At 69.1% G+C, this 22,054-nt stretch carries 20 protein-coding genes; 11 read left to right on the top strand and 9 right to left on the bottom strand.

Features of this window, described 5'->3' with window-relative positions:
• The first annotated feature begins 82 nt into the window (after nucleotides 1–82).
• From A3ES_RS0121650 to A3ES_RS0121620, 7 genes are all read left to right on the top strand, one after another.
• The gene (locus A3ES_RS0121650) at nucleotides 83–1,351 is read left to right on the top strand and encodes an SWIM zinc finger family protein (protein ID WP_051084771.1); all 1,269 of its coding nucleotides are present in this window, start codon (nucleotides 83–85) and stop codon (nucleotides 1,349–1,351) included.
• A complete protein-coding gene (locus tag A3ES_RS0121645; RefSeq protein ID WP_020388939.1) occupies nucleotides 1,348–2,742 on the top strand; it encodes a DUF5691 domain-containing protein in 1,395 nt (464 codons plus the stop codon). Before A3ES_RS0121650 ends, A3ES_RS0121645 begins: the two co-directional genes overlap by 4 nt.
• Nucleotides 2,739–3,818, top strand: coding sequence for an ATP-binding protein (locus tag A3ES_RS0121640; protein WP_020388938.1), 1,080 nt, complete (start codon nucleotides 2,739–2,741; stop codon nucleotides 3,816–3,818). Before A3ES_RS0121645 ends, A3ES_RS0121640 begins: the two co-directional genes overlap by 4 nt.
• Nucleotides 3,815–6,022: a DUF5682 family protein gene (locus A3ES_RS0121635; protein WP_020388937.1), complete on the top strand. Its 2,208-nt coding sequence runs from the start codon at nucleotides 3,815–3,817 to the stop codon at nucleotides 6,020–6,022. The genes A3ES_RS0121640 and A3ES_RS0121635 overlap by 4 nt, the downstream gene beginning before the upstream one ends.
• A gap of 2 nt (nucleotides 6,023–6,024) precedes the next feature.
• Nucleotides 6,025–7,179 carry a VWA domain-containing protein gene (locus tag A3ES_RS0121630; RefSeq protein WP_051084767.1) on the top strand — a complete coding sequence of 385 codons (1,155 nt, stop codon included), beginning with the start codon at nucleotides 6,025–6,027 and terminating at the stop codon, nucleotides 7,177–7,179.
• 12 nt (nucleotides 7,180–7,191) lie between these two features.
• A complete protein-coding gene (locus A3ES_RS0121625; RefSeq protein WP_020388935.1) occupies nucleotides 7,192–8,037 on the top strand; it encodes a methionyl-tRNA formyltransferase in 846 nt (281 codons plus the stop codon).
• Nucleotides 8,038–8,130: 93 nt separating this feature from the next.
• On the top strand, nucleotides 8,131–8,418 hold the full coding sequence (locus A3ES_RS0121620; protein WP_020388934.1) for a hypothetical protein: 288 nt from the start codon (nucleotides 8,131–8,133) through the stop codon (nucleotides 8,416–8,418).
• A gap of 195 nt (nucleotides 8,419–8,613) precedes the next feature.
• Here the strand turns inward: A3ES_RS0121620 and A3ES_RS0121615 are convergent, their stop codons facing one another.
• Complete coding sequence (locus A3ES_RS0121615) at nucleotides 8,614–8,949, bottom strand: YciI family protein (RefSeq protein WP_237745025.1); 336 nt, start codon at nucleotides 8,947–8,949, stop codon at nucleotides 8,614–8,616.
• A gap of 58 nt (nucleotides 8,950–9,007) precedes the next feature.
• Complete coding sequence (locus A3ES_RS0121610; protein ID WP_020388932.1) at nucleotides 9,008–9,202, bottom strand: hypothetical protein; 195 nt, start codon at nucleotides 9,200–9,202, stop codon at nucleotides 9,008–9,010.
• Between the two features lie 73 nt (nucleotides 9,203–9,275).
• Here A3ES_RS0121610 and A3ES_RS0121605 point away from each other — a divergent pair, with 73 nt between their 5' ends.
• The gene (locus tag A3ES_RS0121605; protein WP_020388931.1) at nucleotides 9,276–9,848 is read left to right on the top strand and encodes a TIGR03086 family metal-binding protein; all 573 of its coding nucleotides are present in this window, start codon (nucleotides 9,276–9,278) and stop codon (nucleotides 9,846–9,848) included.
• 143 nt (nucleotides 9,849–9,991) lie between these two features.
• Here A3ES_RS0121605 and A3ES_RS56160 read toward each other — a convergent pair whose 3' ends face one another.
• Nucleotides 9,992–11,164: a hypothetical protein gene (locus A3ES_RS56160; RefSeq protein ID WP_237745024.1), complete on the bottom strand. Its 1,173-nt coding sequence runs from the start codon at nucleotides 11,162–11,164 to the stop codon at nucleotides 9,992–9,994.
• A complete protein-coding gene (locus tag A3ES_RS0121595; protein WP_020388929.1) occupies nucleotides 11,148–12,197 on the bottom strand; it encodes a glycosyltransferase family 2 protein in 1,050 nt (349 codons plus the stop codon). Before A3ES_RS0121595 ends, A3ES_RS56160 begins: the two co-directional genes overlap by 17 nt.
• Before the next feature lie 135 nt (nucleotides 12,198–12,332).
• Between A3ES_RS0121595 and A3ES_RS0121590 the strand changes: the two genes are divergently transcribed.
• From A3ES_RS0121590 to aceB, 3 genes are read left to right on the top strand one after another with little or no spacing between them, the layout of a single operon-like run.
• A complete protein-coding gene (locus A3ES_RS0121590; RefSeq protein ID WP_026163088.1) occupies nucleotides 12,333–12,896 on the top strand; it encodes a TetR/AcrR family transcriptional regulator in 564 nt (187 codons plus the stop codon).
• Nucleotides 12,893–13,759, top strand: coding sequence for an LLM class F420-dependent oxidoreductase (locus tag A3ES_RS0121585; protein ID WP_020388927.1), 867 nt, complete (start codon nucleotides 12,893–12,895; stop codon nucleotides 13,757–13,759). The genes A3ES_RS0121590 and A3ES_RS0121585 overlap by 4 nt, the downstream gene beginning before the upstream one ends.
• Nucleotides 13,760–13,769: 10 nt before the next feature.
• Nucleotides 13,770–15,338: a malate synthase A gene (aceB, locus tag A3ES_RS0121580; RefSeq protein ID WP_020388926.1), complete on the top strand. Its 1,569-nt coding sequence runs from the start codon at nucleotides 13,770–13,772 to the stop codon at nucleotides 15,336–15,338.
• A 4-nt stretch (nucleotides 15,339–15,342) separates the two neighbouring features.
• Here aceB and A3ES_RS47935 read toward each other — a convergent pair whose 3' ends face one another.
• From A3ES_RS47935 to A3ES_RS0121555, 5 genes are all read right to left on the bottom strand, one after another.
• On the bottom strand, nucleotides 15,343–17,745 hold the full coding sequence (locus A3ES_RS47935; RefSeq protein WP_020388925.1) for a VIT domain-containing protein: 2,403 nt from the start codon (nucleotides 17,743–17,745) through the stop codon (nucleotides 15,343–15,345).
• Nucleotides 17,742–18,398: a MerR family transcriptional regulator gene (locus A3ES_RS52190; protein WP_020388924.1), complete on the bottom strand. Its 657-nt coding sequence runs from the start codon at nucleotides 18,396–18,398 to the stop codon at nucleotides 17,742–17,744. Before A3ES_RS52190 ends, A3ES_RS47935 begins: the two co-directional genes overlap by 4 nt.
• A 146-nt stretch (nucleotides 18,399–18,544) precedes the next feature.
• Nucleotides 18,545–19,198, bottom strand: coding sequence for a Rid family hydrolase (locus A3ES_RS0121565; RefSeq protein WP_020388923.1), 654 nt, complete (start codon nucleotides 19,196–19,198; stop codon nucleotides 18,545–18,547).
• On the bottom strand, nucleotides 19,195–20,772 hold the full coding sequence (locus tag A3ES_RS0121560) for a flavin monoamine oxidase family protein (protein ID WP_020388922.1): 1,578 nt from the start codon (nucleotides 20,770–20,772) through the stop codon (nucleotides 19,195–19,197). The genes A3ES_RS0121565 and A3ES_RS0121560 overlap by 4 nt, the downstream gene beginning before the upstream one ends.
• A 154-nt stretch (nucleotides 20,773–20,926) precedes the next feature.
• The gene (locus tag A3ES_RS0121555) at nucleotides 20,927–21,721 is read right to left on the bottom strand and encodes a S1 family peptidase (protein WP_020388921.1); all 795 of its coding nucleotides are present in this window, start codon (nucleotides 21,719–21,721) and stop codon (nucleotides 20,927–20,929) included.
• Nucleotides 21,722–22,054 lie beyond the last annotated feature (333 nt).

The raw sequence follows: 22,054 nt of genomic DNA, 5'->3' as shown, positions 1-22,054 counted from the left end.
GGCGGGTGGCATGCTCTGCGGGGTAGGTGATTGAGCGGCAGGGGGTGTTGTGGCGGCCTGGGATGTGGAGCAGGTGCTTGGGATGGCGCCGGATCCCGCGTCGGCCAAAGCTGCCCAGGCCTTGGCTCGGGGAGCCAAGTGGTCCGCGCTCGGCAGCTCGGAGCGCGCGCTGTGGGGGTTGTGCCAGGGCAGCGGGAAGAAGCCGTACAGGACCGTCGTCGACCTGAGCGGCCCCGCGTTCAAGTGCTCCTGCCCCAGCCGGAAGTTCCCCTGCAAGCACGCTCTCAGCCTCATGCTCTTGTCGGCGACCGGTGAGGTGCCGCAGTCTGCCGAGGCCGCGTGGGCGTCGAGCTGGTTGGAAGAGCGGGCGACGCGAGCCGAGCGAGCCGAGCGCAAGCCAGGCGAGGTCGCCGACCCGTTGGCAGCTCAGCAGCGGCTGGCCCGGCGGGCTGATCGAGTCTCGGCCGGCATGGCGGAGCTGGAGAGCTGGCTGGACGATCAGGTACGCCGTGGGCTCGGCGGGTTCGAGCAACGCGGGTACTCCGAGCTGAGCCGCCTCGCCGCGCGCATGGTGGACGCCCAGGCCCCGGGAGTTGCAGGCGCCGTACGCCGAGCCGCCGGTGTCGTCGGCCGCGACCATGGCTGGCCCGGCGAACTCCTGGAAGAGCTGTCGCTCATCCATCTAGTGGTCTCAGCCCACGCCAGACTCAACGAGCTCCCGCCGTCGCTGGCCGACACAGTGCAGTCGAGGATCGGCTGGACCGTCGAAACCGCCCGCGTACTGGCCGAAGGCGAGAAGGTCGAAGACGACTGGCTGGTGCTCGGCCGGGTGGTCGAGCCGGACGACCGCCTGACCGTACGACGCCTCTGGCTGCGCGGCTCCAGTACCGGACGCCTAGCCCTGATCCTCAACTTCGCAGCCGCCGGGCGTCAGCTAGACCCACTCCCGGCCCGCCCCGGCGAGCTAGTCCCCGCAGTGCTCTCCTACTACCCCGGCGCACTCCCCATGCGAGCCCTACTGACCCAAACAGCGCCACGCCTGCCCGCCCAGCGCCCAGGAGGCCTCACCGCCAAGCAGGCCCTGGCCTCGTATGTCGAATCGCTGGCGGCCGACCCGTGGAACGAGCGCTGGCCCCTAGTCCTCGCAGACGTCCGCCCGGCACGCAACGGCGAGTACTGGGCGCTGGTGGACGAGACGGGCGACGCCCTGGAAGTACTGCCCGGCGTAGACCTCTGGAAGCTACTCGCTGTCTCGGCGGGCGACCCGGTCACCGTTGCCGGCGAGTGGAACCGTGCAGGCTTCAAGCCGATGACCTGCTGGGACGGCGACCGCCCGGTGATCCTGTCATGAGGGGCTGGGACGGCCTGGTCAGCTCTGCGCTGCTCGGCACCGAGCGGAGACCGCCTCGCTTCGAGGAGCTGCCGCCGAAGATCCAGGAGCAGTTGGGCGAAGGCGACCTCCTCGACGCGGCCGCGCTGGCCACCCTTTACAAGCGAGCTGGTCGCAAGCCGCTCGAAGGCCTAGCACCCATCCCAGCAGCGCCAGGCGAAGACCGGCCACTCCCAAGACCGAGTGCGATCCGCCGACTGGCAGCGATGCTCACTGGCTTCCAGACCACTGCCCTGGGCGAGTGGCTCCGCGCAGCCGACGCCCGCGGCTGGGGTGTTCCACCGGAGCACCTCCCCGCCCTGGCCGACTACGCGCGCGGCCGAGCGGAGTACCGGCCGTTGGTGGTGAAGGCGGCCGGGCGTCGGGCGAGCTGGCTGGCTGATCTCAACCCTGATTGGCGATTCCTGCACGCGGCAGTTGTCGAGGGCAACGACCATTGGACGCATGGCAACCCGATCCAGCGCCGCAGCTGGTTGCGATCGCTGAGGCAGCGTGATCCGGCTGCCGCGTTGGAGGCCTTGAAGGAGGTCTGGCCGTCCGAGCCCGCCGCCATCAGGCTGGACTTCCTCGGCCTGCTCGCCGACGGACTGTCCAGCGCCGACGAGGAGTTCTGCGAGCAAGCCCTCGATGACCGCTCCAAGGAGGTACGCCGGGCCGCGGCCGGTCTGCTCGCGCGGATCCCCGGTTCGCAGTACGGCGAACGGATGGCGCAGCGGGTGTGGTCGCACCTGGCGGTCAGTCAGGGCGTCATCGCCGTCGACCTTCCGGCCAGGCTGACCGTAGCGATGGAACGGGACGGCATCGAGTCGCAGCCGCAAGAGGGAATCGGCAAGCGGGCTTGGTGGTTCCGCCAGCTCCTCGCTGCCGCGCCGTTGTCCACCTACGAGTTGAGCTATCTCGAGCTCGATGTCGAAGGCTGTGCGCCCGAGGTGCTCCAGGTGGCCTGGGCGCAGGCCGCAGTACGGGAAGGATCGGCCGAATGGGCTCGCGCCCTGCTGCAGGCGAACACGAAGACCGGCAACCGAGTCGCTGAGCTGCTGCGGATCCTGCCGCCGGAGGAGTGGGTGCCGGCCATCGAAGTACTGCGCGCCCGCGTCGACATCGCCGATCTGGTCGGCGGCTTGCCGGTGCCTTGGCCTGCTCCGCTTGGCAATGCAGTCCTGGACCAGCTGGCCCAAGCGGGGACTGCAAGGAGCTGGGCACGGCTCGCGAGCATCGCGGCCCGCGCGGCGCCGGCCGAAGTACTGAACCACCCGATCACCCGCGAGCCGACCGGTGAGGAAGACACCTGGCGGCGGCGCCTGGTCGAGACCTTGATCTTCCGTCGGGAAATGTACGAGGAGCTGTCATGACTGAGGTACTGCGCCCGCACGCCGAAGACGAGTACGCCGGGGAACTGGCCGCGCTGGTCGCCGCCGACGACCGGCCGCGCCCGCCGGCTTGGAAGTTGTCGCCTGCGGCGGTTGTCACGTACTTGCTGGGCGGCAAGGCCGGCGACACCGAGATCACGCCCAAGTACGTCGGCCCGCGCCGGCTGGTCGAGGTCGCCGTCGCCACTCTCGCGACGGATCGGGCGCTGCTGCTGCTCGGCGTACCGGGGACGGCGAAGACTTGGGTCAGCGAGCATCTGGCGGCGGCGATCAGTGGTGACTCGACCCTGCTCGTGCAGGGCACCGCGGGCACCGCTGAGGAGTCGATCCGGTACGGCTGGAACTACGCGCAGTTGATTGCCCAGGGCCCCAGTGAGGCGGCGTTGGTGCCGAGCCCGGTGTTCCGCGCGATGGCCGACGCGAAGATCGCCCGGATCGAGGAGCTGACCCGGATGCCGTCCGACGTCCAGGACGCGCTGATCACGATCCTGTCCGAGAAGGCGTTGCCGATCTCAGAGCTGGGCACGGAAGTCCAGGCCCGTAAGGGATTCAACGTCATTGCCACCGCCAATGATCGCGACAAGGGCGTGAACGAGCTGTCGAGCGCGTTGCGGCGGCGCTTCAACACGGTCGTGCTGCCGTTGCCGGACGATGCCGAGGACGAGGTCCAGATCGTCTCCCGGCGCGTCGCGCAGCTCGGCACGTCGCTCGAGCTGCCGCAGCAAGACGATGCGCTCGACGAGATCCGCCGCGTCGTGACGGTCTTCCGGGAGCTTCGGTCCGGGCGCACCGAGGATGGCCGGACCGCCGTGAAGTCGCCCTCTGGCACGCTTTCGACAGCTGAAGCGATCAGCGTCGTCACCGGCGGACTCGCCTTGGCGGCCCACTTCGGCGACGGCGTACTGCGGTCGAATGATGTTGCCGGCGGCATCCTTGGGGCCGTGGTGAAGGACCCGTCGGCGGATCGAGTGGTCTGGTCGGAGTACCTGGAGACCGTGGTCCGCGAGCGGGATGGCTGGGCTGACTTCTACCGGGCCTGCCGGGACATCTCCGGATGACGGTTCAATACCTTCCCCGCCCCACCGCCCCGGTCTACCTCTTCGGCATCAGGCACCACGGTCCCGGGTCCGCCCGGGCACTCGCGGCTGCCCTGGCGGAGCTGGGTCCCGACATCGTGCTGATCGAGGGACCGCCCGAGGCCGACAAGGTGGTCGAGTTGGCGGCATCGGAGGAGATGGTGCCGCCGGTGGCGTTGCTGGCCTATGCCGCCGATGACTCGACGAGGGCCGCGTTCTGGCCGTTCGCGATGTTCAGCCCCGAATGGCAGGCGATCAGGCACGCGCAGGCGACCGGCGTACCGGTGCGGTTCTGCGATCTGCCGGCGGCGTACCAGTTCGGCAGTTCGGAGCGGGCGGAGCGACGGGGGTTGTCGGCGGATCCGCTGGCGACGCTGGCCGCGGCCGGTGGGTACGACGATCCCGAGCGCTGGTGGGACGACGTGATCGAGCATCGGCGGGACGGCGCGGAGCCGTTCACCGTGATCGCCGAGGCGATGACCGAACTCCGGCGCGGTGAGGAGGCGTCCGGGCGGGAGGCGCAGCGCGAGGCGTACATGCGGATGACGTTGCGCAAGGCAATCAAAGAAGGCTTTGAGCGGATCGCGGTCGTCTGCGGTGCCTGGCATGTCCCGGCGCTCCAAGCTCCGTTGCCTCCAGCAACACATGATCAACGGATCCTGAAAGGCCTGCCGAAGCGCAAGGTCGCCTGCACCTGGGTGCCCTGGACGCACGGACGACTGGCGTCCGGCAGCGGGTACGGCGCCGGCGTCACCTCGCCCGGCTGGTACCACCACCTCTTCACCGCGCCCGACCAGATCACGACCCGCTGGCTCACGAAGGTCGCCCACGTACTGCGGGCCGAGGACCTCCCGGTGTCGAGTGCTCACGTGATCGAGGCGGTACGGCTGGCCGACACCCTGGCTGCGTTGCGGGAGCGCCCCCTCGCTGGATTGAGCGAGGTCACGGAGGCCACGCGCGCAGTGATGTGCGGCGGCAACGACGTACTGCTCGACCTCGTGACTCGTGAGGCAGTGGTGGGGGAGTTGCTGGGCGCAGTACCGGCTGAGACTCCTCAGGCGCCGGTGGCGGCTGACCTTGCGGCTCAGGCGAGGCGTTTGCGGTTGAAGCGGGACGCGGCCGAGCGCGTGGTCGAGCTGGACCTGCGGAAGGCGAACGACTTGGAGAAGTCGCGGCTGCTGCACCGGCTGCGGATCCTCGGCATCGACTGGGGTGTGCCAACCGCCGACGAGCGGCGGAACCAGGGCACGTTCCGGGAGACCTGGACGCTGGCCTGGGATCCGGGCCTGGAGGTGGATCTCGTCGCCGCGGGCGCCCATGGGACCACCGTGCTGGGTGCCGCGACGACGGTCATGCTCAAGGTCGCCGAGGAGTCCTCGACGCTGGCCGAGGTGACCTCCGCCCTAGAGCGATCGTTGCTGGCCGACCTTGCCGACGCTTTGCCAACCCTGTTGCAGGGCGTCGATACCCGTGCCGCGAAGGATGCGGACGTCGGGCACCTGATGGCGGCGCTGCCGGCACTCGCGCGGTCCGCCCGGTACGGCGATGTCCGCGGCTCCTCTGCCGAAGGGCTCGGGCTGGTCGCCGGGCGGATGGTTTCGCGCGTCTGCGCGGGGCTGGGCAGGACTGTGCACGGTCTCGACGCGGATGCAGCTGCCGCAGTGCTGGACCTCATCGATGGAGTGCAGGACGCGACGGCCCTGCTCGACGAGGCTGTCCGGCTCGAGTGGCTGATGACCCTGCAGGGCTTGAGCGACCGCTCGTCCGTGCCGCCCTTGATCTCGGGGCGCCTGACCCGGTTGATGCTCGACACCTCGCGCGTGGAGGCGGCCGAGGTGGCACTGCGGTTGGGACGCGCGCTGTCTCCCGGTACGCCGACAGCCGACGCAGCCGGTTACGTGGAAGGCTTCCTGGCCGGTGGCGGCCTCCTGCTGGTCCACGACGAACGGCTCCTCGCGTTGGTCGACGCGTGGCTGGCGGCGATCCCCGACGACGCGTTCCTGGAGGCGTTGCCCTTGCTCCGCCGCACTTTCGGGACGTTCGCCTCGCCGGAACGCCGCTCGATCGGCGACCGGGCCCGCGCATTGGGCGATCCGGCCGCCGCTGTGGTTGCTGACGACAACGAGCTCGATTCGTTGCTGGCGGCATCGGTTCTGCCCGTCGTAGCGCGATTGCTGGGGGTGTGACGATGCCGGACGACGAACGCATGCGGCGCTGGCGGATGGTGCTCGGCAGCGAAGCTGATCCCGAGACCGGGTCGACGCTGTCCACCGCCGACCGCTCCGTCGATGCCGCCCTGTCAGCCCTGTACGACGCCGAGCGCGGCGAGCCCGGCACGAAACGGTCGGCCGGTTTGGGTTCGTCAGCGCCGCGGGTGGCCCGGTGGCTCGGCGACATCCGGCAGTACTTTCCGAGCACGGTCGTCCAGGTGATGCAGCGGGATGCGGTCGAGCGGCTGGGCATCACCCGGATGCTGATGGAACCGGAGCTGCTCAACGCGGTCGAGCCCGACGTCCACCTGGTCAGCACTCTGCTCGCCCTGAACGAAGTGATGCCCGAGGAAACCAAGCAGACCGCCCGCGAGGTGGTCGGCCGAGTCGTCGCCGAACTGGAGGCCCGCCTGGCCGAACGGACTCGCGCCGCGGTGTCCGGCGCGCTGGACCGCGCGGGCCGTACCGGGCGGCCGCGGCACTCGGACATCGACTGGGATCGCACGATCCGCGCCAACCTGAAGCACTTCTCGCCCACCCTCGGCACGATCGTCCCGGATCGGCTAGTCGGCTATGCCCGGCGCAACCACAGCGTGCAGCGCGACGTAGTACTGGCGATCGACCAGTCGGGCTCGATGGCCGAATCCGTCGTCTACGCGAGCCTGTTCGGCGCAGTACTGGGGTCGATGCGTGCCCTGCGTACCAGCCTCGTCGTTTTCGACACGTCCGTCGTGGACCTCACCGATCAGCTCGATGACCCGGTGGACGTCCTGTTCGGCACCCAGCTCGGTGGCGGCACCGACATCAACCGCGCCGTCGCGTACTGCGAACAGCTCATCGCCCAGCCCGGCGAGACGGTCATGGTCCTGATCAGCGACCTCTACGAAGGCGGCATCCGCGAGGAGCTACTGCGCAGAGCCCGCAACCTGGTCGAATCCGGCGTCCAGCTGATCGCTCTGCTGGCCCTGTCCGACTCGGGCACCCCGTCGTACGACGCTGAGAACGCCGCCGCCCTGGCCGATCTCGGTGTGCCCACCTTCGCCTGTACGCCGGAACTCTTCCCCGACCTGATGGCCGCGGCGATCCGCCGTGACGACATCTCCTCGTGGGCGGCAGCCAACGTGGCGGAGTGATTGACTGCCCTCATGCGGATCGTGACGATGAACGCGTTCTTGCCCGGCTACACCAACATCGCGGGCTGGGCCGAGCAGTACGGCCACGAGATCGTGCTGGTGGTGACTCCACCGGCCGGCGCCGGCGACCGGTACGGCGCCGACGTGAAGCCGTTCGTGCTGGAGCTGCCGCGGACGACCGACGTACTGGTCACGGGCAAGCTGCGGACCGTGGCCGCGCCGGTGATCGCGGCGCTGGAACCGGACCTGGTGATCTCGGCGGCGTTCCCGCGGCTGATCCCGGCCGAGATCCTCAAGATCCCCACGTACGGCGCCGTGAACCTGCACCCGTCGGTGCTGCCCGCCGGGCGGGGGCCCAATCCGGTCCGGCTGGTCTACGAGGGCGCGACCACCGTCGGCGCGACGCTGCATCGGACCGAGGCGGAGTTCGACACCGGCGCGATCCTCAGCCGGCGCGAGCGGCCGTTGCCGGACGACCTCACCGGGCCGGCGATCTTCCAGGCGTGGCGGGAGATGCTGCGCGAGGTGCTCGAAGAGGGGGCCGCGCGGGCTCTCGCCGGCGACCCTGGGATGCCGCAGGACCCGGCCATCGCGTCGGAGGCGCCGATGTTCACCCCGGAGGAGCAGGTGCTCCGGCTGACGGACGCAAGCGCAGTACTGGTCCGGAAGTCCGCGGCCCTGAACGTGCTCGAGCCCAAAACCAAGGTCATCGTCGCCGGCACCAAACAGCCCGTACGCCGGATCGAGCTCATCTCCGCCGGCGAACAAGCAGCCCAACCCGGCGAGATCATCACGTACCACACCGACGGCTGGACTGTCCGCTCCGGCGACGGGGTGGTCCGGCTGTTCACTTCCTGAGACGGGGAATGCCCAGCACGGGTTGGTGGTTCGATCAGGTAGTCATGATTGGTGACTATCAAGGCACGTGACTGATGATGGGATGACGCGAAGATGACCACGATCGAACTGACCCGGTTCAGGGTGGCTGCGGACAAGGCCGCCGAGCTGGTGGCCGCGCGTCCCGGGATGCTGGCGGACTTCGCCGCTGACCGTGCCGGTTTCGTCGCGGCACAGCTGGTCGAGCTGCCCGGCGGCGAATGGCTGGACATCGTCGAATGGGAGACCCCCGAAGACTTCGCGGCCTCCCGAGCCAAGGGCGGCAACCTCCCCGGCATCGCCCGCTTCTTCGCCGCCATCGACGAGTTGGTCACCGCCGAAGAAGGCACGCTAGCCGCCTAGCCCCCGCGGACGGCTGCGCACGCACGACCCGGCGCCGATGCCCCGACACGCCGAGGGAAGCGTTTGCTGGCCGAGCTGGGTATGCGCGGGTGTCCGGACCCTGCCGACTTCGGGCCCCCAGGGTCTCGTCGCCGACCCTTCGGCGTGCTGTCCCGTCCGGGTACGCCGGGTTGCGGACAGACCCGCGAGCCGGGATCAGCCGGCGACCTCGAAGATGTCGATCTCGGTACCCGGGTCGGCGTCGGCGAAGCGGAGGGCCCAGCGGACTGCCTCGTCCTTGGAGTCGACGCGGATGATCGAGACGCCGGCGATCAGTTCCTTGGTTTCGGTGAACGGCCCGTCGAGCACCCGCGGCTCGTTACCTCCGGGGAACGTCACCCGGGCGCCGCGCGAACTCGGCATCAGCCCTTCGGCGGAGCACAGGACGCCGGCCTGCCGCATCTCCTCCAGTACTTCGTCCGCGCGCGCCAGCATCGCCGGATCGGGAGCCTGTCCCGCCTCGAGCTTCTCGTTGGTCTTGTGCAGCAGCATGTAGCGCACCGGCTCCACCCTTCCTCGCCAGATCTCTGAAGTCTGACGGTAGCGGCCCTCACGAACCTTTTCTCAACGCCGCCCAGAATCCTTCGGGAATCTCGTACTCCAGCAGCCCGGCCAGCTCCGACACCTCGGCCGCTGCCCGGGCGCCGACCACCACAGCCGGTACGGCGGGGTCGCGGAGCGGGAACTGGGTCAAGGACGCCGGTGCGCTGAAGGTGGTCCAGAACCGCGCGACCCAGACACTCACCCAAGCAGGCTGATCCGGGTACATACTCGGTCCCACTGCCCGGCCACCCGGCCGGGTAACTGGGAGGCACGAGATGGGCGAGATCGCGGAGCGGTACCGGCGTCGGGCGGATGCGTTCGAGCAGAAGGTCGCGGGGGTGCGGCCGGAGCAGTGGGGGAACCAGTCGCCGTGTGCGAAGTGGTCGGCGCGCGATGTCGTCGACCACATCGTGGCGATGCACGGCTACATGTTGATGCCGGTGGGGCGAGAGCTGGAGCCGGTGCAGGACGATCCGCTCGCGGCGTTCTGGGGGGCGAGGGCGGCGGTGGAGGCGGTGCTGAACGATCCGGCATTGGCCGCCCAGGAGTGCGAGACGCCGGCCGGGCGGATGACGGTCGAGGGCCAGATCGACCAGGTCGTGAGTGACGACCTGGTCCTGCACGGGTGGGATCTGGCCCGTGCGACCGGCCAGGACGAGACGATGGACCCGGTCGACGTGCAGAGGTTGTGGGCGAGCACCACCGCGATCCCGGCCGACGTGATGGAGAAGTACCGGACCCCGGACGCCTTCGGACCGGGCATCGAGGTCTTCGGCGCCGAGATCGCCGTCCCCGAGGATGCTCCGCTGCAGGACCGGCTGCTCGGCTACATCGGCCGCCAGCCTTAGCGGGGCGCTAGCTTCGGCCGCAGGGCACCAGCGGGAGCGGGGCGTAGTACGCGCTAGCGGCGGACGGCCTAGCGGGGCGACGCGGGGGACGGGCTAGCGGGGCGACGCGCGGGACGGGCTAGCGGGGCGACGCGCGGGACGGGCTAGCGGGGCGGGGCGTAGTACGCGCTGGGGTCCGAGGCGCGGGGGAGGGTGTCGAGGGCGGGGGCCAAGGCATCCGGGCCGGGGATGAGGGCGGAGTCGCCCCGGGCGATGCTGGGGGCCAGGTACTCGTGCCCGGGGAGGTCGGCGACGGCCGTGCGGCAGCCGAGCAGCATGCCTTCGAAGAGTGCGGTCGTGGAGACGCCGACCTGATAGGTCGCGGACGCCAGGACCGCCAGCGTGTTGTCAGTCGACAACCGGACGCCGGCAGGCAGGACATAGTCCGTACTGCGCTCGCTCGGGTGCAGATGGAAGGCCACGTCCAGGTCCGGGCGGGCGGACGCGAGCGCTGCGGCGTACTCGAGGAGGCCGGGGCCGATCGTGCCCTGGGACAAGAAGACGACCAGCCGTGGGTCCTTGGCGGCCAGCTCGGCCGGGGACAGCGGGGAGATGAAGGAGGCGCCGACCACCTGGGCCTTCATCCCCGCGGGCAGGTCGGCGACATCGGTCCAGTACGAGCCGAAGCACCACAGCTCGTCGGGCTGGTCGGCCACCTCGGGACGTCCCGGGTAGCTGTAGCCGAGGTGGTAGGGGCTGATGACCCCGTGCTGGAGTTCCACGACGCGGATGCCGAGGTCGCGGGCGGCCCCGGCGATGTGCTGGTGGAAGTACCCGACCACGACGTATACGGTCTTGATCCGCCGGCGCTTCAGCAGCGTGCGATATATCGCACGCAGCCGTTTGTGCTTCGGCACCTCGCGAGCAATCAACGCGGCCACCGGTACCTTGATGCCGGTCTCGGCCTCCAGCGCGGCAGTGATCTCGGCGCAACGGGCATGCGCCTTGCGGCTGCGGATCGCCCCGGCGGCTGAGGTGAAGAAGTCGAGGTTGACGCTGCCCGGCAACGGGGTGCCGTTGATGCCCGAATCCAGCACCAGCGCAGAGTCGCCGAGCGAGGCGCGCAGCGAGTCGGTGTAGATCTCGACGCCGCCGGGTTTACGCGGATGAGGGACCACCAGCGAGTCGAACGAGCCGCGCGCCAGGAACGGGTTGCGGGTGACCGTGCCGGTCACGTGCTCGGCGACCAGACGTGCCTGGTCCGCGCGAGTACGGCGTACCGGGTGGGGGTCGCCGTGCAGGCCGCTGCGGCGGGTCAGCTCATGGAAGATGCGCATCCGGATGATCGGCCACGGGCGCACGCCGTCGATCTGCCAGGTCAGCAGGTCCAGCTCCCGCTCCACCTTCCAGACCGCCTGGCACAGCGTCGTCACCGTCAGGATGGTGCCGCTCCCGGTACTCGTCATGGTTGATCCCTACTATCCCCGCGAGGCTGCCGATGCCCGAGAAGAACCGGCGGACAGCCTTCAGTAGGTAGGCCTTCCGGAAGAGCACCAGACCGCCGAGCCCGAACGCCAGGGCCGACACGATCCGGGCCAAAGAATAGGCCAGTACCAGCACATAACCGCGCGCGCCCGGCCGGATGAGCAGCCGGCTGATCGTGTCGCCGCTCCCGGACCGGAAGGCGCGGCGGACGAGCCAGGACAGCGTCGTCCGGGAGGCGGGGACGTGTTCGTGGATCTGGGCTTCCTCGCACCAGACGATCCGGTACCCCGCGCGGTGCACCCGCAGGAAGAAGTGCAGGTCGCTGGAGCCGGTATAGCGGAAAGCGGGATGGAAGCTGGGCGTCACCGAGTGGTAGACGTGCTGCGCGACCAGGGTGTTGTTCGTGTACGCCTTGTTGCGGACGTCGCCCGTCTCGTACCGCCCGGTCGAGTCGTGTACGTCGCTGTGCCGGTTCCAGGCGGGGGCGCCGGGCGGCAGGATGCCCCGGACCGGCCCGGTGACCACGTCGGCGCCGGACGAGCGCCAGGCCCGCAGCAGCGTGCAAAGCCAGCCGGGCGGTGCCACCTCGTCGTCGTCCACGAAGATCAGCGCGTCGTCGTCCCAGGCGAGCAGCACCGATTTCTCCCGGGCGAACGGGATTCCCGGCTCCGGTTCCGCCGCGGCCTCGACCGGGTAGCGGGAGTCCTTGGCCGCGCGCGCGATCACGTCGGTCGCGCTGCCCTCGTCGTCGTTGTCGACGACGATGATCCGGACGGCGAAATCCTCTTCGGCCGGAAGGTCCTGGGCCAGCAGGCTGTCGAGCAGCGCTTCCAGGAGAGCGGGTCGCCGAAAGGTGATGACGGCGATCGCGACCCTGGTGCTCATGCCGCCCGACAATATCTGTAGAGCGCGGCCGCGGTCCTGTCGCGGGTGCGTCGGCCGCCGCTGGAAATAAGCCGGTAACAGAGCGGCCGGGATTCCTGTACCTATCGGTGCGTACAGACGGGGTACCGTGGCGACGTGGAGACAGCGGAAAGGTTGATCCGGAGTACGCAGGAATTGCTCTGGGAGCGGGGCTATGTCGGCACCAGTCCGAAGGCCATCCAGCTCGCCGCGGACGCCGGTCAGGGCAGCATGTATCACCACTTCAGCGGCAAGGCCGAGCTGGCCAAAGCGGCCATCGAACGGTCCGGCACCGAGCTGCGCGCGGCGGCCGAGGAGCAACTCGGCGGCGACGGTACGGCGACCGAGCGGATCACCGCGTATCTGCAGCGCGATCGCGAGGTGCTCAAGGGCTGCCGGATGGGCCGGCTGACCGCCGACCCGGACGTGATGGCCGACCCCGTACTGCGTGCGCCGGTGGACGAGACCTTCGGCTGGATCCGCACCCGGCTCGCCGAAATCATTGCCGAGGGCAAGGAGTCGGGCGAGTACCCGGCCAGCCTTGATCCGGAGCAGACCGCCGCCACCATCGCGGCCGTTTTGCAAGGTGGGTACGTGCTGGCTGGTGCGGCGGGGTCGGGCGAACCGTTCGACCTTGCCGTCCAGGGTCTCGTCAACTTGCTCAAGGGAGTCGCCTCGTGAGGATCGGTGCCGTCTTTCCACAACTCGAGATCGGGGCTGATCCCGGCGTCGTCCGCGACTGGACCGAGACCGTCGAATCGGCCGGCTACACGCATGTGGTTGCCTACGACCACGTGTTGGGTGCCGATCCCGCCAACCGGCCGGGCTGGAAGGGGTACACCGACCAATCCCTGTTCCACGAGGTCTTTGTGCTCTTCGGGTACATGGCCGCCATCACCACCACGCTGGAGCTCGTCACCGGTGTACTCGTCCTGCCGCAACGCCAGACTGCTCTGGTCGCGAAGCAGGCCGCCGAGGTCGACGTACTGAGTGGCGGCCGGCTGCGGTTGGGCGTGGGTATCGGCTGGAACGAGGTCGAGTATCAGGCGCTCGGGGTTCCCTTCTCGGAGCGAGGTGCGCGGTTGACCGAGCAGGTCGGACTGCTGCGCAAGCTCTGGGCCGACCCCGTCATCTCGTCCGAGGGCCGCTTCCACGAGGTCGTCGAGGCCGGGCTCAATCCTCTACCGCCGCGCCGGAGCATCCCGATCTGGTTCGGCGGTAACGCCGAGGCCGCGCTCCGGCGTACCGGGCGGATCGGTGACGGGTGGATGCCGCAGAGCAGGCCGCACGATCGGGCTCGCGCGCAGGTCGAGGTGGTCCGCGCAGCTGCGGTGGAGGCCGGCCGCGATCCGGCGGAGCTCGGGTTCGAGGCGCGGCTCACGCTGGGCGCAGTACCGGAGAAGGACTGGCCCGGATTCGTGGCCGGCTGGCGTGAGCTGGGCGCGACGCACTTGGGCGTGAATACGATGAACCTCGGGCTGGCCAGGCCCGAAGACCATGCCGCCGTACTGCGAGACGTCCTGCCCCTACTGCAGGACAGCTGAGGAGAAACCTGTGTCTGTCGACGTCACCGGACCGATGAACGACCGGTACGACGAGATCCTGAGCGAGCCGGCCCTGGAGCTGATCGAGCTGCTGCATCGGGAGCTGAACCCGCGCCGGCTGGAGCTGCTGGAGCGGCGGCGGGCGCGGGTGGAGGAGATCGCCGCGGGCGGTTCGCTCGGCTTCCTGGAGGAGACCCGGGCCGTCCGCGAAGACCTCTCGTGGCGGGTGGCGGAGGCGGCGCCCGGGCTGGTCGACCGGCGGGTGGAGATCACCGGGCCGACCGACCGGAAGATGACGATCAACGCGCTCAACTCCGGCGCCAAGGTCTGGCTGGCCGACCAGGAGGACGCGAACACGCCGACCTGGGAGAACGTGGTCGGCGGGCAGCTCAACCTGCTCGACGCGGTGACCCGGAAGATCGACTTCAGCACCGCCAGCAAGTCGTACGAGCTGAAGCCGGACGAGGAGCTCGCGACCATCGTGGTCCGGCCGCGCGGCTGGCACCTGCCGGAGAAGCATCTGCTCGTCGACGGCGAGCGCACCTCAGGGTCCCTGGTGGACTTCGCGCTGTACCTCGTGGCCTGTGGGCAGCTGCAGCGCGATCGCGGCGCCGGGCCGTACTTCTACCTGCCGAAGATGGAGTCGCACCTCGAGGCACGGCTGTGGAACGACGCCTTCGTCCTCGCGCAGGTCTTCCTCGGGATGCCGCGCGGCACGATCCGGGCGACCGTGCTGATCGAGACCTATCCGGCCGCCTTCGAGATGGAGGAGATCCTCTACGAGCTGCGCGAGCACTCGGCCGGGCTGAACGCGGGCCGCTGGGACTTCATGTTCAGCGTGATCAAGACGTACCGGACCCGCGGCGCTGACTTCCAGTTGCCGGACCGCAACTCGGTGACGATGACGGTACCGTTCATGCGCGCCTACACCGAGCTGCTGGTCAGCACCTGCCACAAGCGCGGCGCGCATGCGATCGGCGGGATGGCGGCGTTCATCCCGAGTAAGGATCCGGCGGTCAACGAGCAGGCGTTCGCGAAGGTCGAGGCAGACAAGACCCGCGAGGCCGGCGACGGTTTCGACGGATCGTGGGTCGCGCATCCCGGCATGGTCGACACCTGCAAAGCGGTCTTCAGTTCGGTCCTCGGTGACCGTCCGAACCAGCTCGACGTACTGCGCTCAGACGTGCGCGTCACGGCCGCGGAGCTGCTCGATGTCGCGTCGACCCCAGGTGAGGTGACCGAGACCGGTCTGCGGAACAACATCAGCGTCGCGGTCCAGTACTTGGCCGCCTGGCTCGAAGGCACCGGTGCCGTCGGCATCTTCAATCTGATGGAGGACGCCGCCACCGCCGAGATCTCGCGCTCGCAGATCTGGCAGTGGCGGCACAACAACGTCGTCCTCGACACCGGCGCGGTGGTGACCACCGAGCTGGTCACCACCCTCGCCGATGAGGAGATCGCCAAGCTGGACGGCGATCCGGCCGACTATGCGACGGCTCGGGCCACCTTCCTCGACGTGGCCCTCGCTGACGACTACATCGACTTCCTCACTCTGCCTGCCTACGAACGCTTCGAGTAAGTCTTCAGGGCTTCTTCCAGAAGGCTCGCTTGGTCGGCTGGGTCGTCGGCTGGGTGGTCGGTACTGCGCCGGCGAACTCGTCGAGGACTCGCAAGGCTTGTTGCCACAACGCGTCGAGTTGGACCTCGTCGAGTGGGGCGGTTTCGCAGACGGCCAGGGCGGTGACGAGTTCGCGCAGTGGATCGGCTTCCGGCCCGACGGCTTGGGTCAGGGCGGCGATGCGACTGGCCAGGTCGGCCAAGATGGTCAGCCGTTCCGCTGGCGTCGGCGTACCGGCGTTGCGGAGCAGTCGTACCTCGGCGGCGGCCTGGATGCGTGCCTCGGTCAGCGGATCCCGCATGACCTCGGCCTGCTCCTGGAACGCAGCGAACGGACGGCTGCGCTTCATGCCCCGACTCGGGGCCGGGGCTGCGTGCGTGAATCCGAGGCTCATTGCCCTCGGGGCCGCGTCGCCAGCACCACCTGCCGCTGAGAGGGGAACGCCAGCCGGTGCGGCAGGGCCGCCGGCGAAGGCTTGCGGGCTGGCGAACTGTCCGGCGTCCCAGCCTGATGGCAGCTCGACGGGCTGGACCACGCTGTGCTTCGGACCGCCCGCAGCGACGACTCGTGAGTCCACGGCGACGAGGGCGGTGAACCGGCACAGCACGTGGTGCCGCAACGACACCGCGACGATCCGGCGCTCCAGTTCCTGCGCGTCGCCGGGCGTCGTGGTGTACCGGTCTTCGAGATCACGCAAGTGGCCGCGCGCCCAGACCTGGGCCAGTGCGCCCTTCGTCTGAACGGCCGGCACCGTCACGTGCCATTCCTCGCCCGAGGCGGTGATGCCTTGCAGTCGGGCGACGGCGTTCTCCGGCGTACCGCGGTATCGGCCGCGGAGTACCAGTGGGACGCCGGCGAAGGCGTCGGGCATCCGGGCCGGGCTGATGTCGGCCAGGGCGAGTCCGTCTGCGGATAGCGCGAGGCCGGTGAGCAGCGGCGTACCGATTCGGCGGTGGATGCGGTCGAGTGCCTCGTCGAGGCGTTCCTCGCTCTCGACCAGTTCGCAGCGGCCGCCGCCGAGACCGGCCAGCCGGCCGAGGAAGCCTGCGTTCACTGCTCGGTCGATGCCGACGGTGTGAATCCGTACGCCGGCCAGAGGTGTGTCCAGTTCCGACAGGAGTTGGTCTTCGTTGCCGATCTGCCCGTCGGTCACCAGGATCAGGACGCGTTCGCGCTCATTGTCGTCACCCAGCAACCTGGCCGCCTCTCGCAACGGCGCCAGCATTTCGGTGCCGCCCCGGGCGGTCAGGCCGGCCAGGTGCTCGACGGCGCGGAAGCGGTGGCGGTCGGTGCCCTCGGACAACGACCCTTCCGGTAGGCCGGACGGTCGTTCGATGACGCTGTCGAAGCTCAGTACTGCGAATCGGTCGGCGGCCGTCAACGTGTCGACGATCCGAGCAGCCGCTCGGCGGGCCGCGACCATCTTCCAGCCCTGCATGCTGCCGGATCGATCCAGGACCAGGACGACGTCCCGCGGGCGGGGCGCGACGGCCTTGAGGGGCGGCAGGACGGTCAGCTCAAACGTTCCCTCGTCGTCCTCGTCTGGCTCTACGGCAAAGCTGGTCGCGGTGGCTTCGGCTTCGCCGTACGCCAGGCGCAGGATGAAGTCGCGATCGACTCGCTCACCCGGGTTGATCGCGACGCTGGTGATCCGGTCGCTCTCGTCGGTGCCGATCGCGTGCAGGCTGGAACGCAAACCCTGCAAGGGAAGACCGGCCGGGTCCACGTCGGCCCGGATGCTCAACTGGACGGGATTCGGGAAGCCGGGGAGCAGGATCGGCGGGGTGATGCGAGAGGCATCCGGTACTGCGTCGGTGTCCGGCGCATACCCGTCGCCGACACTCGGCCCGGGCAGCGGCGCCCCGGGGATGTAGCGCGGCGCGACAACCAACGGCAGCCGGTACGTCGCTTCGCCGTCTTCGTACGGGAGGGGGCCGACCAAGGTGAGTCGTACAGTCACGCGCTCGCCGGCGACGATGTTGCCGACGCGAAGGGTGAAGACGTCGGGCCGCTCCTCTTCGGCGATCGACGCTCGCTGACCAGCCGCCAGCGCTTCGTCGTACGCGGCTCTGGCTTCGGCGCGTTCGCGTAGTTCGGCGTCGATGGTTCTGCCGTCGGCTGTCATCCGCAAGCCGGTCACCGCGGCGCGTGGGGGCAGCGGGAAGATGTACGTCGCTTCCAGCGGGACGTCGTGCGGGTTGTGGAATTCCTGGGTCAGCACTGTGCGGGCGACCATGCCCGTGATGGTGGCGTGGGCGTCGATCCGCTCCAGCGGGAGGTTTCCCCGCTCGGTGAGCAGCGCGCCCAGACCGGCGTCGTCGGTGGCGTCCCGCAGTTCGTCGGGACCGAGGGTGGGTAGAACGGTCATGACTCGTCTCCTGACGGTTGGGGAAGCAGCCCCTGCCGAACCAACTCCGCAACCAACGGCCCAGCCGCAGCAGCCAGCCGCCCTGGATCCGAAACAACCCCAGCCTGCCCCAACACCACAGTCACCCCATCAGCAACCCGAACCGCCGCCACCACCTCAGCGCTGCCTGCGCCTGCTGGCGCCGCTGCCGCTGTCAGTGGCTGTGCAGCATCGGTCGGCGTCGCGGGCACTCGATCGCTCCAAAAGCGGGAGCGGGCCTGCTTCTCACCGAGCACGTCGCCTTGGCGCGCGGAACTCGGCTCGCGCACGTCGGCGGGGAGAGTGGTGATCGGTTCGGGTAGGTCGGTGGGGAGGCCGGCTATGGGTTGGAGGGTTTCGTTGGTTGCGCCGGCTAGTTCGGTCTGGATCTGGGCCAGGGTGTGTCCTTGGGCCTGGCGGCGTTTGATCGCGACCAACTGCAGCAGGTGGCGCCGGCCGTACAGGGCGGTGCGGCCGCGCATCTCGGCCGGCCGATCGACCAGGCCGGTCGTGGTGTACCAGCGGATCGCCCGCTGATCCGGAACAGCGCGCACCCGGCCATTGACCTGACCCGGGTAGCCGGCCAGCGCCGCCTCCACCCGCTCCGCCAACTCACCAAGCGTCCACAGTTCCATTCCCCGATCATGACACTGTCATATTGACACTGTCAACATGGGCGCGCGGACGGCCACCACTACCGAACCTCGCCAGCAACCGATTGCCTGCGGCGTGTCGGGGCGTCGGTGCCGGGTTCCGTAGTGGTGGCGGTCCGCGAGTTCCGTCAGCGGCTGGGGTAGGCGGCGTCGACTTCTACCTCGACCAGCCAGCCGGCCACGGGGAGGTTCTCGATTTCCAGGGCGAAGCGGGACGGGCGGGACTTGTTGATGACGAAAGGCTTGGCGGGTGCGGCTGTGCCGAGGGGGACGGGGACGTACTGGCCGGTGGTGAGGTCGGTGTTGGCGAAGTACTGGCGGTAGGCGCGGTTCCAGCCGGCGAAGTCGGCGGCTGCGGCGCCCGTGGGGTTCTGCAGGAAGACGCGCATTGTGTAGACGTCCGAGTACGACAGCCCCTGCGCCTTGAGATTCTCACCGATGCGGCGGAGGACGTTGATGCCTTGAGCCTCGGTGATGGTGACGCCCGCTGGGAGAGTGCCGCCCGGGAAGACGCCCGTGTCGACGTACGCCGCTTCGCTGCCCGCGGGTGCATCGGTGTTCAGAGCAGCCGGCCCGAGTCCGCTCGTCTTGTAGATGGGCGTGTTGGCGCCGATCCCGACACCGGTGGCGATCATCGGGTTCGCCTGCCCGGCGGGGAGAGCCGGTACTACGGTGCCGGGGCGAGGCGGCTTCGGCCGGTCCCACCAGCCGGCGGCGGTCGCAGTACCGGCGGAGAAGGAGATCGCCACCACGGCGAGTCCAGCAACGACCTTGCGCTTCATCGGCTCATCACCTTGCTGTGCAGGGCGCTCACGCTCGCCCGGGCGGAGACCATCGCGCCGTGCTGCCAGGCGATGGCGTGGCTGAGGTGGTCACCGGCGAAGTAGATGTTGCCGGTGGGATCGAGCAGTTTCGCGTAGACGCCGTCGGTCTGCGACGGCCAGCCGACCCACGAACCACGCGAGTACTCCGTGCCGGCCCAGTCGACGGAGAAGGAGGCCAAGATGTCCTTGCCGTACATCTCGCCGTGAATCTTGGTGCCTTGGGCAACGGCTCGCTGGAACCGGGCCGCCGGGCTGAGCGCACCGTACGCCGTCGCGTTCGCGCCGGTGTTGTAGTAGCCGACCATCGTGCCGCGCTCGCCGTGGAACCCGGTCGACGGGTACCACATGTTGACCAGGTCGAGGTTGCTGTTGGTGATGCCGCCGTAGATCCGGTGGTCGAGTTCCCACCAGCGCCGGCCGTACTCGATCCCGATCTTGCCCGCGTTGCCCGGCCGGGCGTACTGCAACGCGCTGACGATGTCGGCGGGCAGGTTCGACGGCACGGTCGCGGCGATGTGCGGCGGGAGGGTGTTGATGGCGTAGTCGGCCTTGAGTTCCCTGGGATGGGTGCCGGTGCTGTAGACGACCGAGACGCCCGACGACGTGTTGCGCAGCCCGAGTACCTTCGCGCCGTACACGAATTTCTCCCGGCCGATCGCCCGCTCGAAGGCGTACGAGATCCGGTCCATCCCGCCGACCGGCTGGAACATCATCATCGCCTGGTCCCAGCCGAACTCGAACGAGAAGTAGTTCCCGACGCCACTGGCGAAGACATCGGCCAGCGGGTACGGCGAAGCGGTGGTGCCGCCCTCGAGTCCGGCGCCCGGCTCGACCTCGTACCCGCGACGCCCGGTGCCGGTGTAGGCGAAGCCGGCAGTTTTGTTGCCGATGGCACCGAAACTGCCGAGGAAGCCGATCAATGCCTCCTTGTCGGTCGCCGTCAGCAGGCTGTCGAGCGCACCCTGATCGGTGGCCTTGGCGAGCAGTTCGGAGACGTAACCGTAGACGTCCGCCTTCGCGGTCCGATGCCGGATCGCCTTGCCGGAAAGGGATGTACTGCCCTCGCGATAGAGGTAGGCGTCGGCGTTCTGATTCACGAACGGCTCGATCGCGACGCCGAGTTCGCGGCAGTAGTCCAGCGTCACGTGATGCTGCGGGATCCGGCCCGGCCCGGCGTTCAGGTACTGCCCCTTGGAGAAGCCGGCCCGCTGGGTGTTGCCGTGCAGGTCCTTCTCCTCGGTACCGCCGCGGACGGTCCAGTTCCGCCCGCCCGGCCGCTGCCGGGCCTCCAGCAACGTCACCTTGTAGCCGGCCTTGCCCAGCTCGTACGCCGAGGTCAGTCCCGCGATCCCGGCGCCGAGGATCACGACGTGTTTGCGGCCGCGTCCGTTCAGTTCGTTGCGCGTCGGTGCTGCGAAGGCCGGCGTCTCGGCGGCGGTCGTCAGACCGAGCGCGCCCATCGTCGAGTACAAGACACCGGCACCACCGGTGATGCCGACCTGGTGCAGAAACTGCCGTCGGGTTTGGGCCATTTGCCAACTCCTCACTAGGCGGGTGGGGGTGTAGCTGCCTAGAAAGGTAAGGACAAATAGTTTCCGCGCTGTATCCGCGTTGTGAGTTCTTTGCGCCGATCGGGTCAGGAATGTTACGGGTTAACGAACCTGATTCTCGGCGGTGTCGCGGGGATTAACGCAGCAGCTGAGCTTGGATGGCCTTCGCTGCGGGTGCGATCTGGGCGTAGACGCCCGGGTAGCCGCGTTCGGCGCAGCCCTTGCCCCAGGAGACGGTGGCGAGGAGGCGGCCGTTGAGGACGAGCGGGCCGCCGGAGTCGCCCTGGCAGGCGTCGCGGCCGCCGTCGAGGTAGCCCGCGCACAGGTTCGTGGCGGCGGCGTACCCCATGTCGACGTACTCCTTGTTCGCCAAGCAGGTCGAGTCGCCGAGGTTGGGTACCGCGAGCTTGCCGAGTGTGTCGGCGGGACCCGTGTTCTGCGTGTCGCCCCAGCCGTAGACCGTCGGCACGACGCCCTTGCGGTCAGCCTTCGGGTTCGTTTCCAGCGGCAGGATCGGTACGTTCGTCATCGGCCGGTTGAGCGTCAGTACCGCGAAGTCGTAGCGGTTGTCGGTCCGGTTGTAGCCAGGGTGGATCCAGATCGACTTGATCGTGGACATGCGGGCGGCGGTCGGGTTGCTCAGGTCTGGCCGGCCCTGGATCGCGGTGTAGGTCCCGATCGGCTTGATCATGCAGTGGGCCGCGGTGATGATCTTGTTCGCCTTGATCAGCGCGGCTCCACACCAGCGGCCGCTCGACTCCGCGGAGGAACTGTTGGTCAGGGCGATCGCCCACGGCGCTTCCGTAGTACTGGCGAGTGTGCCGCCGACGATCAGTTTGTGGTCCGAGCCCAGTTTGTGGTCCGAGGCCGTCGCGGCACCGGCGGTGGCGAGTAGCAGGGCTCCGGCAATGACAGCAGCGCGCTTCAGCATGCCGAGAACCTACTCCAAGTACTCACCCAGGCGCGGTAAGTCACCGGTTCGGCGCGAATAGGTCTGGGGCTTCGGGGCACAGGTTGGGCAGGAACTTGCCGGAACTCGAGGTCCCGCAAGCTCCAGGCCCCGGCGTTGAGGAAACCAGCGCCGGGGTCGCTTCTTTCCGGCTCGCCGGGGGCACACTAGTGCGCCGTGTCGGAGGTTCCGTTGCGCTACCGGCGCCCAGGCACGCGCCTCGCGGCAGCGGAGAAACGGCCACGATGGAAAAACATCGAGGCCGCTCCTCCGCCACCACGAGGCACGCACCTGGACACCGCTATCGCTAACGGA

The sequence above is a fragment of the Kribbella catacumbae DSM 19601 genome (assembly GCF_000372465.1).
GTDB lineage: Bacteria > Actinomycetota > Actinomycetes > Propionibacteriales > Kribbellaceae > Kribbella > Kribbella catacumbae.
This window is presented reverse-complemented; position numbering and strand designations above follow the sequence as displayed.

What these genes read in the sequence shown, in the direction of transcription:
- A3ES_RS0121650 (WP_051084771.1), top strand. Translation starts at nt 83, where the DNA reads ATGGCGCCGGATCCCGCGTCGGCCAAAGCTGCCCAGGCCTTGGCTCGG.
- A3ES_RS0121645 (WP_020388939.1), top strand. Translation starts at nt 1,348, where the DNA reads ATGAGGGGCTGGGACGGCCTGGTCAGCTCTGCGCTGCTCGGCACCGAG.
- A3ES_RS0121640 (WP_020388938.1), top strand. Translation starts at nt 2,739, where the DNA reads ATGACTGAGGTACTGCGCCCGCACGCCGAAGACGAGTACGCCGGGGAA.
- A3ES_RS0121635 (WP_020388937.1), top strand. Translation starts at nt 3,815, where the DNA reads ATGACGGTTCAATACCTTCCCCGCCCCACCGCCCCGGTCTACCTCTTC.
- A3ES_RS0121630 (WP_051084767.1), top strand. Translation starts at nt 6,025, where the DNA reads ATGCCGGACGACGAACGCATGCGGCGCTGGCGGATGGTGCTCGGCAGC.
- A3ES_RS0121625 (WP_020388935.1), top strand. Translation starts at nt 7,192, where the DNA reads ATGCGGATCGTGACGATGAACGCGTTCTTGCCCGGCTACACCAACATC.
- A3ES_RS0121620 (WP_020388934.1), top strand. Translation starts at nt 8,131, where the DNA reads ATGACCACGATCGAACTGACCCGGTTCAGGGTGGCTGCGGACAAGGCC.
- A3ES_RS0121615 (WP_237745025.1), bottom strand. Translation starts at nt 8,949, where the DNA reads ATGCTGCTGCACAAGACCAACGAGAAGCTCGAGGCGGGACAGGCTCCC.
- A3ES_RS0121605 (WP_020388931.1), top strand. Translation starts at nt 9,276, where the DNA reads ATGGGCGAGATCGCGGAGCGGTACCGGCGTCGGGCGGATGCGTTCGAG.
- A3ES_RS56160 (WP_237745024.1), bottom strand. Translation starts at nt 11,164, where the DNA reads ATGCGCATCTTCCATGAGCTGACCCGCCGCAGCGGCCTGCACGGCGAC.
- A3ES_RS0121595 (WP_020388929.1), bottom strand. Translation starts at nt 12,197, where the DNA reads ATGAGCACCAGGGTCGCGATCGCCGTCATCACCTTTCGGCGACCCGCT.
- A3ES_RS47935 (WP_020388925.1), bottom strand. Translation starts at nt 17,745, where the DNA reads ATGACCGTTCTACCCACCCTCGGTCCCGACGAACTGCGGGACGCCACC.
- A3ES_RS52190 (WP_020388924.1), bottom strand. Translation starts at nt 18,398, where the DNA reads ATGGAACTGTGGACGCTTGGTGAGTTGGCGGAGCGGGTGGAGGCGGCG.
- A3ES_RS0121565 (WP_020388923.1), bottom strand. Translation starts at nt 19,198, where the DNA reads ATGAAGCGCAAGGTCGTTGCTGGACTCGCCGTGGTGGCGATCTCCTTC.
- A3ES_RS0121560 (WP_020388922.1), bottom strand. Translation starts at nt 20,772, where the DNA reads ATGGCCCAAACCCGACGGCAGTTTCTGCACCAGGTCGGCATCACCGGT.
- A3ES_RS0121555 (WP_020388921.1), bottom strand. Translation starts at nt 21,721, where the DNA reads ATGCTGAAGCGCGCTGCTGTCATTGCCGGAGCCCTGCTACTCGCCACC.